Origin of the sequence: Phocaeicola intestinalis (assembly GCF_014837065.1) — a bacterium.
Classification (GTDB): domain Bacteria; phylum Bacteroidota; class Bacteroidia; order Bacteroidales; family Bacteroidaceae; genus Phocaeicola; species Phocaeicola intestinalis.
The window spans coordinates 18,383-34,109 of the sequence record NZ_JACSPP010000010.1; the positions used below are offsets into that span (position 1 = coordinate 18,383).

The window sequence follows — 15,727 nt, forward strand, 5'->3', positions numbered from 1 at the left end:
GATAATCCGCGTTTCTAAAAATCAGAACGAATAAAAAATTGCTATTATGAACAAACAAGATAACCGCATGAACCGCAGGGATTTCCTGAAAATAGTAGGCATCAGCACCGCCGGTACCGCCGCAGCCCTGACGGGATGCTCCCCCAAAGAATCAGCCGAGACATCTGCACAAAATCCTGTGCCAACAGGCAAGATGACTTACCGCAACTTCCCGCCTTCAAAAGACCAAGTCTCCATTCTGGGCTACGGATGTATGCGCTGGCCTACGCTCCCCGCACCCGAGAAAGGCGGAAACGTCATCGACCAGGAAGAGGTGAACCGCCTGATAGACTACGCCATCGAACACGGAGTGAATTACTTCGATACGGCACCCGTATATGTGCAGGGCTGGTCGGAAACCTCGACAGGCATCGCCCTGAAACGACACCCGAGAGAAAAATACTTCATCGCCACCAAGATGTCGAACTTCGACCTTACGGACTTCAAGTCGAGCGTAGAAATGTACCACGACTCGATGAAGAAGCTCCAGACGGACTACATCGACTACTACCTGCTCCACTCGCTGGGCAACACCGGCAAGCGCAGCTTCCAGAACCGCTTCATCGACAACGGACTGCTGGACTATCTGGTAAAAGAGCGTGAGGCAGGACGCATCCGTCACCTCGGCTGGTCATTTCACGGAAGCAAGGAAGAGTTCGACAAAATACTGGCATACCACGAGCAGGTGCACTGGGATTTCATCCAAATCCAGCTGAACTATTCCGACTGGAAGCACGCATCGGGCAGAAACGTCAACGCCGACTACCTGTATGCCGAAATCTCCAAGCGGAACATTCCGATGGTTATCATGGAACCCCTGCAGGGAGGACGCCTGTCGAAAGTGCCCGAACACATCGTAGCACGTCTGAAGACACGCAACCCCGAAAACAGCGTCGCTTCGTGGGCATTCCGCTTTGCCGGCACACCGCCCATGGTGCTCACCGTACTGAGCGGCATGACCTACATGGAGCATCTGCAAGACAACATCCGCACCTATTCGCCGCTGGTTCCGCTCACCCAGGAGGAACAGCAATTCCTGCTCGATACCGCCGAGCTGATGCTCAAATACCCCACCATCCCATGCAACAACTGCCAATACTGCATGCCTTGCCCCTATGGCATCGACATTCCGGGGGTATTGCTCCACTACAACAAATGTGTGAACGAAGGCAACATGCCGCAAAGCAAGCTCGACCCCAACTACGCCGAGGCACGCCGCACCTTCCTGATAGGCTACGACCGCAGCGTGCCGAAGTTGCGCCAGGCATCCCACTGCATCGGGTGTGAGCAATGCAATCCGCATTGCCCGCAATACATCGATATCCCACGCGAAATGCAACGCATCGACCAGTATGTGGAAAAATTGAAGCAGGAAACATTGTGAATTAGGAGTTAGAGGGAGTTAAGAAGTTAAGGAGTTAAGAAGTTAAGGAGTTAAGAAGTTAAGGAGTTAAGAAGTTAAGGAGTTAAGCCAATACCTTCACTCCTGCTTCCACCAACAAAACTATTGGCTTAACTCCTAACGAAGCGGAGCGGAGTGATAACTCCTTTTAACTCCTTAACTCCTGATTGGCATAAACCGTAAATAGTAAATCGCAAAATCGTAAATAAAAAAGATGAACCAACTTATCTCCCTCCTCCATGCAGGAGGTTATTCGTGCGTCATTGCCAACCGTAGTGAGACGCGCACGTTTACGCAACGTGGCGTAGCCGATCTTTATACCTTATATAATAATGACCCTGCTTTTATGCAAGGTGCTACCATAGCCGACAAAGTCATCGGCAAGGGAGCCGCCGCCCTGATGATATTGGGCGGAATGACGGAAGTCTATGCCGATGTGTTAAGCACCCCCGCACGAAAGTTATTCGAACAATATGGAATAAAAGTGTCTTGCGCACAGGAAGTGCCTCACATCATCAACCGCCAGCAGACCGGATATTGCCCATTGGAAACAGCATGCGGAGAAGAAACCGACCTGCAACGGCTTTACCAGATTATCACCGATTTCGTTATAACGCACAAATGAGAAACTGTTTTGAGAAGCTGTTTTGAATTTCTCCAAAAAGTTTCTTATACTACATGCGGTATAGATTTATGATTTTAATGAAACATAACTATTCACCACAGAGTGCCACAGAAGAATAGGTCAATAAACAATATGCTAATGCGAAAATAAATTAGCACATTGCCCTATTATTCATTGACACATTAAATCTGTGTACCTGTGTCCTCCGTAGTGAGAAAGGCAGCTACATTGCCTTTCCAGAAGGAATTATAAGTATCAGCAGTTTCAATGCACTGAAACTGAAGTTTCAAGATATATAAACTATAGTTTCAATGCAAATAAACTATAGTTTCAGTATAATAAAACCAGGCTGAAACCAGGCTGCTTTGCCAAAGGCTTCCGGCTGATGCGCCCAATGAAGCTATATGCCTGCGCGGACCAACCGGACAGGGAAAAAGAAAAGCCACGGATTGCACCGGTCTGAATGGAGGTTCGATGGAATGGGAATCGGTGTAATCTGTGGCGGGAAAGTTTTTTGAGGCAATCGTGCCCCTAAAGAGAGAGTTATCCGATTTTACTGATTTTTTTCAGTTTTTCTTCGTCCACAATCTTGATTTTACGCCCGTCGATGATAATCAGTTTCTCGGCGGCAAAGTTCGACAGAGTACGGATAGCATTCGATGTCGTCATATTCGACAAATTGGCAAGGTCTTCACGCGAAAGATAAATACTCAGCGTACACTGGTCTTCCTCCAATCCGTACGTATCTTTCAGGAACAAGAGCGATTCGGCAAGGCGTCCACGGATATGCTTTTGCGTCAGGTTTACCGTACGCGCATCCGAAATACCCAGATCTTTCGACAGCTGACGGATGAAATACATCGCCAACTCCGCATTTTGGACCACCAATTCTTCAATAACAGCCATCGGAATCAGGCACATCGTACAAGGTTCGAAAGCCGCCGCCGCCGTCACAAAGTTTTCATGCGCGAAATAGGCACGATAGGCAAAATATTCCTTGTTCTTCACAACCCGGATAATCTGGCTGCGCCCACCTACTCCGTCCTTATAAATTTTTACCTTGCCATTCAACAGACACATCATATACTGCGGAGTTTCGCCTTCGCAATAAATAACCTCATTTTTCTTGTATTTTTGAATTGTAAAGTTCTGCGCAAGATATTCACGTTGCGCCTCTGTAAGAGGTTGCCATAAATCGGGGATACTTTCGGCAATCTCGGCTTCTGTCAGTTCCTTCTTTACCATAGGTGCTATAAAACGATGTTGTGGAGCACAAAGGTAGTAAGAAAAAATGAAAATCTTTATTTCAAACCCTAAAAATTGCCTCCGTGACACGAGGATTTATTATATATTTGCCTTTAGAATGGCAAATATGAAAATTGTACAGGGTTTTATATGCTGGATTGTCCTGCTCTTACTGGCAATATGTCCGGCACGGGGAGAGATAGGCTCGTTTCAGAAATCTTTACCTCACAAGACTGATGTGCCCGATTCCATCCTGACACATATATTCAATGCCGCCAACTTCTATGCCTCTGAAGTGGAAGAATACAAGGCTGAATTATACTTGAAAGGCCTGCTGAAAATCCACAAACGAAACCGTATCATCAAGTACATCCCTTCGATGTTCCGTTTGGAGAAAGGAGTGAACACATACATCCACGAGTCCATCAGCAAGCTTCACTATACAGCTCCCAGTATCTACGACCGGAAGGTACAGTGGATGTCGAGCACGTTTCCGGGAAGCGAAAGCCGTTTCTTCGATATAGCCGACTTCCTGAAGTTCAACCTCTATGCTCCTTCCATCATGGAAGACAAAGTACTTTCCCCACTCAGCAAGGAATCAAGCATCCATTACAATTACCTGCTCGACTCGGTCGCCTACCGCCGTAACGGAAAAATCTACAAGCTGCGTATCATCCCACGCTATCCCAGTACCCAGCTATTGGAAGGGTCGTGCTGGATTTCTTCCAGTGACTGGACCATCCGCTACCTCGATTTTCAAGGGAAATATGACCTGATAACCTTCCACATCACCATGTATATGGGCGACACGCCAGAAACCAAGTACCTGCCACACATGATGAACCTCGACATCCGCTTCAAGTTCCTGCGCAACGACCTGGAAATGAATTGTACTGGCTGGCTCAATTACGAAGAGGTAAAATTTCATAAAAAGTCGGACCTGCCCGACAAATGGTTGACAAAAGACCAACAGCGATATAACCTGACCGACTCGTACACACTAACCTGCGACACCACCCGGCTCATGCACGACCGTGATTCTTTCGCACGTATCCGTCCGCTACCACTCAGCGATATGGAAGACAGCCTTTACCAAGCTTATAACGAACGCCGTAGAATAAGTCCGGAAGATACACTGAAAGCTCCTCCTACCAAACTCCGCAAAAATCTGGTACTTCTGGGGCAGATGGGCGATGCCTTGATAAGCAGCTATAACATTGACATCAACAAAATAGGAAATATCTCCTGTTCGCCGCTTATCAACCCGTTGTTAATCAGCTATAGCCACCGTAACGGAATCGCTTACCGGCAAGAATTCAAATACAACAAACTGTTTCATAACGGACGGCTGCTTCATCTGGTGCCGCAAATCGGCTATAACTTCACGAAAAAAGAATTTTATGCCAAACTTGACGGAGAATATGTCTACAATCCCCGAAAACACGGAGCCATTTCTGTAAGTGTAGGAAACGGTAACCGCATCTACAGCAGTATCGTGCTCGACCAGCTTCAGGCTCAGCCCGACAGTACATTCAGCTTTGACGGACTGGAACTGGATTACTTCAAGGATGTGTATCTCAACGTTTCGCACAACATCGAAATCATCAACGGGCTGACGTTATGGACCGGTGTATCGATGCATTGGCGTCATGCTGTCAACGGCACTCCCGAAGTGGCACAGCGGGTAAGGTTACGCTACAATAGCTTCGCCCCCCGGCTGCGCATCGAATGGACCCCATGCATGTACCATTATTATACCAGCGGCAACCGCAAAGTAAATATAGGTTCACGCTATCCTACTTTCCTTATCGACTATGAACGGGGCATCAAAGTACTGAACAACTCTGGAGCCTACGAACGTTTCGAGTTCTCTGCCGAACAGAAAATCCGGATACGGGGTATGCATACCATTGCCTACCACGTAGGAGGAGGTTTTTTTACCAACCAGGATGACATGTATTTTGTAGATTATGTCAATTTTGCCAACCGCAACCTGCCACAAGGCTGGAACGATGATATCGGCGGCACCTTTCAGATGCTTGATTCACGCTGGTACAATGCCTCACGCCATTACATCCGGGGTAATATGACTTACGAAACACCGTTCTTGCTACTCTATCCGGTAGGCAGTCTGCTGTCCTTCATCCAGAAAGAACGGCTGTATGGGGGCATCCTCTTTATGCCACACCTTAACCCCTATATCGAATTAGGGTATGGCATAGGCACGCACATCTTCGATTTCGGCATTTTCATAGGCAATGAGCAAGGCAAATTCACTTCGGTAGGATGTAAATTCACTTTCGAACTATTCAACCGTTAATCATTCTAGTGCCTCTCCCTGCACATTCTGTGTGGTCTGTGTTCAAAATAAAACTATTTCCTGAGAAAAGCATCCTTCCGGCAAAACCAGAAGCGGATATGGTGTGCCAGACTCCACCACGGGCGCAGCACATCGAAGATTGGTAAAAACACGCCGAACTTCTCGCCCAAATCCCACGCTGTATGATACCATATATGCATCACCGCCAGCAAACGGACCAGCCACAGCCCTGCAGCCATACCTGCCCATATCCATTGCCCGCTTACCAGGCCTACAGCAAAAGCAACGGCACATCCCAGATGAAACAAGAAACATGTCCACGTTTCCAACGCATTCAGCAACGGTGCCACACCCTGGTAGAAACGTCCCGTCAATACGCTTCCCAACATCTCTTCCCTCCAGCTTTTCCGGGAAACAGGCAATGGCAGACGTACAATGCTTTCCTTTCCCCGTGCTACCCGTGTGTTATACCTGTCGGCAATGGCATTCACCAGCAAATCGTCTTCACCACGCTGCAACTGCAAATGACTGCTGAAGCCCTTGTGTTCCAGATAGGCACGCTTGCGATATGCCAGATTATGCCCAAGTCCCATATAAGGATGCCCGGCAAGTGCCATGCCGAGGTAACGCAGCGAACGGAAAAAAGCATCTGTCCTGACACGCAAGGCAAACATTCCTTTCCCGTACACATAGTTGCTGTAACCCAGCACGATATCGGTTTCGGGTGTCATCTCGCGGGCAAGGCTGCGCAGCCATTCCTTACTTTCGGGTCTGGCATAAGGACTGGTCACTACCACCCATTCGTAATGACTGGCACGTATACCCATCGCCACTCCCAGTTTCTTCCGGCTCACATAACGTGCCGTTTCTGGAATAAACGTATGATACAAATTCGGATATATGTTTGCCAGACGTTTCAATATCAGTTCGTCTTCACCAGCCGACAAATCGTTCACTACAATCACTTCAAATGCCGGATAGTCCTGTTCCAGAATAGCTGTCAGGCTATCGTGCAGCAGCTCGCCCGTATCTTTGGTCACGACAATCACCGAAAGCGGAGGATATTCTACGGGATCCGTTCCAGCATCTTTCCGGAAATGGCGGTGAATCCTGCTGTAAAAGCCGCACATCACACTCATTTGAACCACAAAGAATACGACACATATACCCGCCAACAGGGCAGCAATCGAAGTAAAGTCTATCGTCATCATATCATCTCTTCTAAATAACGGTGCAAAAATAGGGCAAATCTTCATTCGATAGCAACATACGCTGATTTTTTCACCACATAATCTATAAGAACGCAACCGTATTCAGAAACTGAATTCAGAAGCTGTTTTGAATTTCTCCAAAAAGTTTTTCTTGGCTTGATGTATCCTTTTTCGTGTGTGCTTTGGGCGATTTTTTGGTCCTTTTCGCTCCTGTTCTTCGTCAGATAGCCCGCTATCTTCCTCATCACAGAAGCGAAAATGCCTCAAAAACTCATCCCAAATCAGCGCACGATAAATTCAAAACAGCTTCTCAAAACCGTTTCTCAATTCTTAACCGGCAGACGTTTCCATAACCAGCGGGGAAGCAAACGCCAGGCTCCTACCAGCAGACGGTAACGCCAGTCGATGACTACCATACGCTGCTTGCGGTGAATAGCACGGACAATGCAACGTGCCACCTTACCGGGACGCATCAGGAACGGATAATGTTTTCCGTCGTTCAGCAAATCTGTCTGGACAAACCCCGGACGGATATCGGTAAAACATATACCTGTCCAGCCATGCATGCAGGCAAGCTGTTCAAGGGCGTCGATGTAGGTATTCTGATATCTTTTGGTCGCCGAATAAGCAGGAGCGATGCCCAGTCCCTTGGTGCCGGCAATGGAGCTGATTACAGCAATGTGCCCTTCGCCCCGGTTTCCGAAATAACGGAATGCCGCATCTACCATACGGGTGAACCCTACTACATTGGTCTGTACCGTATCAGTCTCGATATCGGCATCGAGGTTGTAATTCTGATGTCCGATACCGGAACAATGCAGATACAAGTCCATACCACCTAAATCAGTTATCAACGCCTCCAGTTCGATAGGGGCATTTTCTTTCCGGATGTCTATTACACGGTAATAAATGCGCGCAGGAGCCTTACGCTGAAATGCCTTCAACAGCCCTTCACGACGTCCGGCTATGCCCAGTATCCAGCCTTCTTTCAGCAAAAGACAGGCGGTTTCATATCCGATGCCGGAGGTAGCTCCTACAATGACTGCACGTTTCTGATTCTGTAGATTCATAAAAGTCAAGAAGTTAAGTAGTTCGTACTTCATAGATAAAAGATTCTGATGCAGGAACACTTCCGGCATGCCGGTTATAATAAAAGTCTCCATTCAGGGGCATACGTTCATTAAGCATGGCAAATGCCGGAGAAAGGTGTGCACAGAACACATCGTAAGAATGACGGTTGGCACGTTCACCCGTATCATCCCGATAAAACACGGCATAATGGTTGAGCGGGTAATCCGCAATCAACCGGTTCAGGTATTCGGCCCAGCCGCGTGCCTTTCCGGGCGTAATGCGGTCGAACAGGTTCGACACATTGAAAACTATCAGTTCCGATACTTTTGCATGCATTTTCCAGAAAGCCGGAGGCACTTTCTCTGCCTGAGTATAGAAATTTGTCTGTACCAGACGGTAAGCATCCGAACGAAACATCAGACGCGCAATATCAAGCATTTCTTCTACCGGACACACCCCCAGATAGGCAAGGTCGATGTGCGGCAAACGTTTGCACACATCGGCAAATGCCAGTCCCGAAGCTCCACCCTCGTAGGCAAGGTCGCAAAAAACCACCCTTGCCGACACGTTGCGGACAGCAGGGAAAAGCCATCCTCCTACCAGTTCGTAGAAAGCGCGGGCCGCACAATAACTGCGCCGCATATAATAATAGGTATACAGTTGTACCAGCCGGTCAGGATACCCGGCAAACTGAAAATCGCAACGTCCGTAAGCTATCTGTTCACGTACCTGTGTATCATCGTTGACATTGACAGGTATCTTGGGAAACAAATCTGCGACTACTGCATCGAATGTTTGCCCAAAAGGCTGCGACAAGGGATAATTATCAGAACACAAGTCCCATCCCGATTTGAGGTCAGGCAATTCGAAATCACCTTGGCAAAACCGGTCGAGTGGCACGTGGATATAACCGTTATGCATACGGATATACTCCATCAGCTTGTAAAACGTAAGGCTGGCTCCCAATATTCGTGGGTTTCCGGTCAGGAAAAGTTGCTTACGGGCACGGGTGATTGCCACATTCAGCTTACGGTCGATTATCGCATCGCCTTCACGAAACGTATTGGCAGTCAAGAAGTTTAGCTGATTGAAATCGCGTACGGTAAACGAATAGATAATGACATCACGCTGGCTTCCCTGATAACGCTCTACCGTATCGATGGTTACTTTCTCCAGCTCAGGAATATCCAGGTGTGCCACTTCCCGCCGTATCATGGCTATCTGATTGCGATAAGGCACAATAACCCCTACAGTCTTGCCAGCATCAAAAGCCGTTCCCATAAACCGGTAGATGCGACAAAGCAAAGTAGCGACAATGCGTGCTTCGTAAAGATTACTCTTTTCGGAATGAGCCGTATCTGCCGGCGTATCGGATGCAATGAACACCATACGCCGGTACAACATCAGCCGGTCAAGGTTGTCTTCGGGTTCACGAAGGACGTAAGGCAACGCTTCTTGCTGATGCGGAAGCGGTACCGGTTCCAATTGTTCGCGGGAATAAAACGCATGGTCAGGAAACTCTGCAATTAAAGGATGCATCCGTCCTTGCTTGTGCAAAATACTGCAAAACTCTGGTTTGCACCCACGGTACAAGCGCTCGAACAAAGAATTACGGCAATCATTCAATCCGATTTCCAGCAGCAACGGGTCAGTCACCCGGGCTTCTTCCTCGCTTTGCAAAGCAATGGCAGGTAATTGCTTGTAATCGCCTATCAGGACAAACTTGCCAATGGCATTCCCGTCTTTGTGACGCGCAGAAAGAATGCCTATAAGGTCGGGCTCCAATATCTGCGAAGCCTCATCGATGATAGCAAGGGTGAAACGTTTTAACTGGAAGAGGTAAGGACGTCCGTTAATGGCGGTAGTAGTTCCCACGAAAATACGGGTGCGGAGTATCTTCCCACGGATATCTGCCAGTTTAGGACAATCGGCAAGACTATTATTCAACAGATAAGGCACAAACCGCTTATCGCAGGCCAGTTCGTTCCCGATGCGGATAAAGGGATGCCGTCCGGCAATGCCCGAACTGGTCAGCATATTGCAGATTTCATCTACAGCACGATTGGTATAAGACAAAAGCAACAAAGAACACGCCGGGTCGGTCAATGCTTCTTCCACCATATAGCGCAGGACACACGAAGTCTTGCCCGTTCCCGGTGGACCAACCAGCAGGAAATAATCATCGCATTGCTTTGCTTTCAAGACCAGTTCATCAAACCTTCCGTACGAACCGTTCAATGTACGTGAAGTATCCCGTCCGGGCACACGCCTGCCCAGCAATAAGTCCTTTCGGTCGGTAGAAGCGGAAAGGAAAGCATACAGTCCACGGATGGCATTGCCGGCAGAAGCATCCGAGAAATCGTGCTCAATGGCAAAAGTATCTGTATCCGTTCCGATGATGTCGGGATTCTGTTGTCCGTTACGTAACTGGACAAGTATCCTGTCGGGATAAATCTCTACCAGATTACCTTTCATCAGGATATGCCGGCGCACATCAGGTTGACCACGATAAGCATACAGCACGACTATATCCCCCGTACGGAAATTAGGAAGGAAATCATCTCCCTGCCGAGGAACACTCAATTCTATCCGATCGTATCCTTTACCCGGTGCACTCTGACGGCGGGAAAGAATCTTCAAGCCCAACAGGATGTTACCCGCCTCTATTTTTCCGGCAAGGGGCGTATGCCACAAACCGGCAAACCCTTGCGATGAACCGGTATTCCCTCCCGTCTTTCCCAACAATTGCTCCTTGGATACAAAAGTGAAAAAACGGCGGAAATAAGCCTGTTCCAACGGGTCTCCCTGCTTGAGGAGGTGAATCAGACTGCTCAATTCAGGTTCCTGATAACGGGTCCAAAGCTTGCCGTGGTCTTTCTTCTCATTCAGTACCTCCACATCCAGTTGGTCTATGATTGCAGCGATACCCCCGTTTGCCAATATCATTTCGTTTGCCACAATCTGATTGCGCAAACGGATACATTCGCGAAACAAGCTTTCCGAAAAGTGTTCCAGCATCAGCCCGTCCTGGTATTTCGAATATAACAGAAGAGTTTGCGTATCATCGGCACTCCTGCCGAAACCGTACATCAGTACCCCCTGATAAAGCATCATCTGCACATAATGGTCTTCTTTATGACGATGATTGTACTCATCCCGTTTGCCCGATTTCTGTTCGATAAGCACCTTCAGGTCCTTTTGCAACAGGTCGGCACGCCCTTGAAGGCCGAGACTTTCGCAAATGAAAGATGCTTCCAGCCAAGCCTCCCGCCGCTCGAACGCTTCCAGGTTATGCGGCAAAAGGTCGTGAACAAACGAACGTATGTTCATCATCTGTGTCTGTGCCAAGGAGTGGAAATCATTGGGAATCTCACACGTACAGAACTCCAATGCCGATGTAGCGAAGAATTTCTTCACCGTTTGGGCATAAGTGACAGGAATATCCTCCTGCTCGTTGATGTAATCATCGAGAAACTGTCCGGCAAGGTTTCCCAACAGGATATGGTATGTATTGGCTTTTGGCCTGATTTTGTTGATGAAATAATTGAGCGGATGATGCCCGTACTCACGGAAGCAAACGGCAAGTGAACTGATATCTATCAGGTAATCAGGGTGTACCACAATCAGTTTCGGAACATACTCGTGATGTTCGTCGATACGTACATCCAGCAGATTGAGCTGCATGTTTTCAGTCAGAAGCCCGGACAAATAAGCCATATCACCGTTATATCCGCCTTCCCTGTAATTGATGATGATAAACGGGTCTTCTCCGTTATCGGTAGCTGCATAAATACGTTCATCGGTCCAGCTGGAGACCACCGCACGCACATACGGTACATGCTTCAAAGAAGAGACGTGATACGGACGGTTCTGATGAGGAAGGTCTGCTATCAGTGATACCGGAATATCTTCACCGAACGCCACCGACACAAAACGGCAAAGTGCACGCAAATCGGAAAGATAGGTTTCTTTATCGGGAGAGAAACCCTTGTGCATCGCTTCCTTAGCATTCCGGCGCATGGTCTGGACGGCATAACGGTCGGATGGTGTCATCCCCTTTTCCTTGCATACATAGTCCAGCCTGGAAAACAAGTTGGAAAACGAAAGGGTAATGCCTTGCGTCAACTCGTAACAAGCCTCCTCCAACACCTTGTAAAGGGCGGCGTATTTAGGCTTTATATTTTCGGGAGCAACTGGAGGTCTATGATGTATCTGTTCGATTCGCCGGTACAAATCAAACGCCTGAAGTTCGATGCGTTCTGCCATGTTCAGAGGGCTTCACCAGGAATATGCTGCACACAATATGCTTTCTCCAATGCCGGATACAGTGAACGGTAGGTCTCGGTAACATCCTGCATCAAGACTCGCGCCGGACTCGTCTCCGTTCGGCTGTCATCATATCCGGATAATAGTACAGAAGTCATACCCAATATAAATTCATAAGTACTTCCGTTGGTCAGTACGATATGCATCCGAGTCTGATCCGTATCCTCTGTCTGCGTAAAGATACCATGCAACATATTACTGGTCGAAGCCGAAGGATAGATGGTGACAATACCCGACGCAGCCTCCTTATCGGTATAGGTGAACACATATTTTCCACCTGCCTGCACCAACGGGGCGCTCTCAATATCACGTTGAATGGCAAGTGTCTGGCTTTGTGTAAGCTCTGCACCACGCACCACGCCTTCAATGCGGCTTATCGTATAGGTTGTTTCGGGATAAGCCACGGTAACCTGCAGGGTATACCGGTTCCATGCCCGGTCGGTAATGTTCAGTTCGGCACTGCCCAGTCCTACAGGTATCACGGTCAATACATTCCCATCATACCGATAGTCGATAACAGTGGTATCGGGATTGGTAATGACATACATCCCGTCACCACCCGAAATATGAAACGTAGCCCCTGCGCTGTACGGGCTGAGCGTCAGGACACTGTTGGTAAAATCCAAGTCTGCCTCTGATGAAAGCGACAAAAAAATAGCTCCATAATCATCGTCCTTACACGAAGCAAACGAAACAATTCCAGCCAGCAGGACGATGTATAATAAACTTCTTACAAGAGTCTTTTTCATATCTTCATTTCCTAATGTTATACAATGAGACAAAGATACGATTTTTATTTTTCCAAAATACTCCTCTGCAGGGGATAAAGGAGTTAAAAGGCGTTAACTCCTTTTTCATTCCTCGCTAATGGTATAGTCTCCAGCCTTTTCGGTAATTACCTGTTGCAAAGCATCCAATGGCAATGCTTTGCCATCAGCATAAGTAAGAGTAGCGACAGGAGGTTCCAGTGTCACCTGTGCTTCTACTCCTGCTATCGAATTCAACGCCTTTTCCACATACGTGCGGCAATGATTGCACATCATTCCCTCTACACGATATGTACGGCTTAAGGCATGCGAAACGACCTGACCGGGAACAGGCTCCACAGATACAGCCTCTACCGGTTTTCCGATGCGCTTGCGGTGCAGGCGCAGGCTATTAGTCACTACACTAACACTACTCATAGCCATTGCCGCCCCAGCCAGCATGGGATTGAGCAGAAAACCATTTATCGGATAAAGGATACCGGCAGCAATGGGCACACCTATCAGGTTATAAATAAATGCCCAGAACAGGTTCTCGCGGATGGTACGGGTGGTGAAGACCGAAAGCCGGATGGCATCGCTTATCTTACCTAAGTCGGACGAAATCAAAGTCATCTTTGCCACATCCATCGCCAGATCGCTTCCTTGCCCCATCGCAATGCTGAGGTCGGCATGTGCCAGTGCCGAACTATCATTGATGCCATCGCCCACCATCGCCACGTGCCTGCCTTCTGCCTGAAGATGCCTGATAACCTCTGCCTTGTCTTGCGGAAGCATCTCTGCACGGAAATCATTGATACCTACCTGGCGGGCTATACTTTGCGCCGTCACCCGATTGTCACCGGTAAGCATCATTACCGATATGCCTTGGCGTTGCAGGTTTTCGACGGCAGCTTTCGAAGTGGGCTTGATACGGTCGGCTATGGCAAATACCCCCAACGCTACTTCGGTGTCGGCAAACCATACAACCGTTTTGGCTTCGGAAGCAAAGACATCCGCCTGTTTCTGTAATTCATCAGCAATACGGATATGATGTTCTGCCAGCAAGCGGGAATTACCCACATAATAAGCTTTGCCGTCCGATGTACCTTTAATGCCCTGCCCTGTCACACTTTCCGCATGCTCGATAACAATGCGTGCTCCGGCATCGGCAAGACTTTCCGCATACTGTACAACCGCATTTGCCAACGGATGCTCGGAACACCTTTCTAATGCATAGAAAACGGCTTGCAGATATTTGTCCTGCGTATTCCATACGGCATCGGTTACGACGGGTTTCCCTTCGGTAATGGTACCGGTCTTGTCCAGCACAATCGTGTCTATCTTTTTCGCTACCTCCAGGCTCTCGGCATCTTTGATGAGAATGCCTTGTTCAGCCCCCTTGCCTATACCCACCATAATGGCGGTAGGAGTGGCGAGCCCCAATGCACAAGGACAAGCGATAATCAGCACCGTTACGGCAGACAGCAAACCGTGGGTAAAACCATTTGTCCCGCCCAATACCAGCCACAGAATAAACGTAAGCAGGGCTATCCCCATAATGGCAGGAACAAAAATACCAGCTATCTTATCAACCAGCTTCTGTACCGGTGCCTTGCTTCCCTGCGCCTCTTGCACGGCACGGATGATGTGTGCCAGCATCGTATCGGCTCCCACCTTTTCAGCACGGAAACGGAAACTTCCCTTTTGATTGATGGTTCCGGCATAGACATTGTCGGCTTCTTTTTTCCACACCGGCACGGGTTCGCCGCTTAGCATACTCTCGTCAACATACGAGTTTCCTTCGGTCACCTTTCCGTCTACAGCGATACGTTCGCCCGGTTTTACCACCAGCATATCCCCTGCCTTCACCTCATCAATACCAACCACCTGCATCGTCCCGTCGGCATGGACGAGGGTCACGGTGCGGGGTTGCAAGCCCATCAGCTTCTTAATAGAGTTGGACGTCTGTCCCTTGGCACGTTCCTCCAGCATACGTCCCAGCAAGATAAAGGCAATAATCACGCTTGACGCCTCAAAATAGACGTGAGGCATCACGCCACGCTCTAACCAGAAATCAGGAAAGAACAGATTGAACAGGCTGAACAGGTAAGCGATGCCGGTGCTGTTTGCCACCAGCGTGTCCATATTGGCAGAACGATGTTTCAATTGCTTCCAGGCATTGATGTAGAACTCACTCCCCATCCAGAAAATCACGGGTGTGGAAAGAATCCACATAATCCAGTTGGCATAGGGCATATCCATGAAGAACATGCCGATAACAGCAACAGGCAAAGCCAGGGCTATGGCACACAAGGTACGGAAGCGCAAATGCTTGTAACGCTCGGTATGAGCATTTTCAGCCACTTCAACACTATTCTTTTCCGTATCAGTCACCAGGTCATAACCCGCATCTTGCACAGCTTTCTTCAACTGTCCGGGCGAACATTGCGTTTCATCATAAGTTATGGTGGCCGTAGCCGCTGCATAATTCACACTTGCTTCACATACGCCAGGCTGGCGGTTCAGGGTCTTGTCCACCCGTGCGGCACAAGCAGCGCAACTCATACCCAATACGGGAAACGTCTGTTTATGGATTGTAGATTGACTCATATCAATTCGCATTTTATAGTTTGGTTGCAAAGTTAACAAGCCTTTCGGATATACCTTTATATTATTATGGATATATTTTATAGTAAGACAAAATTGGTTTGCGAAAAATTCTTGACTGGAAATTCGGAGTCA

General features: G+C 48.3%; 10 protein-coding genes. 3 read left to right on the forward strand and 7 right to left on the reverse strand.

Annotated features, from left to right (window positions below):
- Window positions 1-46: 46 nt before the first annotated feature.
- Window positions 47-1,423, forward strand: a complete 1,377-nt coding sequence (locus H9625_RS05015) for an aldo/keto reductase (protein WP_191763256.1) — start codon at window positions 47-49, stop codon at window positions 1,421-1,423.
- Between the two features lie 232 nt (window positions 1,424-1,655).
- Entirely contained in the window at window positions 1,656-2,066 is a 411-nt protein-coding gene (locus H9625_RS05020) for a DUF1893 domain-containing protein (protein ID WP_191763258.1), read from the forward strand.
- A gap of 543 nt (window positions 2,067-2,609) precedes the next feature.
- Here the strand turns inward: H9625_RS05020 and H9625_RS05025 are convergent.
- Entirely contained in the window at window positions 2,610-3,311 is a 702-nt protein-coding gene (locus H9625_RS05025) for a Crp/Fnr family transcriptional regulator (protein WP_087207713.1), read from the reverse strand.
- Window positions 3,312-3,429: 118 nt separating this feature from the next.
- Between H9625_RS05025 and H9625_RS05030 the strand changes: the two genes are divergently transcribed.
- Entirely contained in the window at window positions 3,430-5,631 is a 2,202-nt protein-coding gene (locus H9625_RS05030) for a DUF5686 family protein (RefSeq protein WP_191763260.1), read from the forward strand.
- A gap of 53 nt (window positions 5,632-5,684) precedes the next feature.
- On the opposite strand, the gene H9625_RS05035 is transcribed toward H9625_RS05030, so the two are convergent.
- The 6 genes from H9625_RS05035 to H9625_RS05060 form a co-directional block, all read right to left on the reverse strand.
- Window positions 5,685-6,842: a glycosyltransferase gene (locus H9625_RS05035; RefSeq protein ID WP_191763262.1), complete on the reverse strand. Its 1,158-nt coding sequence runs from the start codon at window positions 6,840-6,842 to the stop codon at window positions 5,685-5,687.
- A gap of 102 nt (window positions 6,843-6,944) precedes the next feature.
- Window positions 6,945-7,109 carry a hypothetical protein gene (locus H9625_RS05040; RefSeq protein ID WP_191763263.1) on the reverse strand — a complete coding sequence of 55 codons (165 nt, stop codon included), beginning with the start codon at window positions 7,107-7,109 and terminating at the stop codon, window positions 6,945-6,947.
- A 56-nt stretch (window positions 7,110-7,165) separates the two neighbouring features.
- Entirely contained in the window at window positions 7,166-7,912 is a 747-nt protein-coding gene (locus H9625_RS05045) for an SDR family NAD(P)-dependent oxidoreductase (protein ID WP_022039509.1), read from the reverse strand.
- A gap of 13 nt (window positions 7,913-7,925) precedes the next feature.
- The gene (locus tag H9625_RS05050) at window positions 7,926-12,179 is read right to left on the reverse strand and encodes an AAA domain-containing protein (RefSeq protein ID WP_191763265.1); all 4,254 of its coding nucleotides are present in this window, start codon (window positions 12,177-12,179) and stop codon (window positions 7,926-7,928) included.
- 2 nt (window positions 12,180-12,181) lie between these two features.
- Complete coding sequence (locus H9625_RS05055; protein ID WP_191763268.1) at window positions 12,182-12,988, reverse strand: hypothetical protein; 807 nt, start codon at window positions 12,986-12,988, stop codon at window positions 12,182-12,184.
- 105 nt (window positions 12,989-13,093) lie between these two features.
- Window positions 13,094-15,595, reverse strand: coding sequence for a heavy metal translocating P-type ATPase (locus H9625_RS05060; RefSeq protein WP_191763270.1), 2,502 nt, complete (start codon window positions 15,593-15,595; stop codon window positions 13,094-13,096).
- Window positions 15,596-15,727 lie beyond the last annotated feature (132 nt).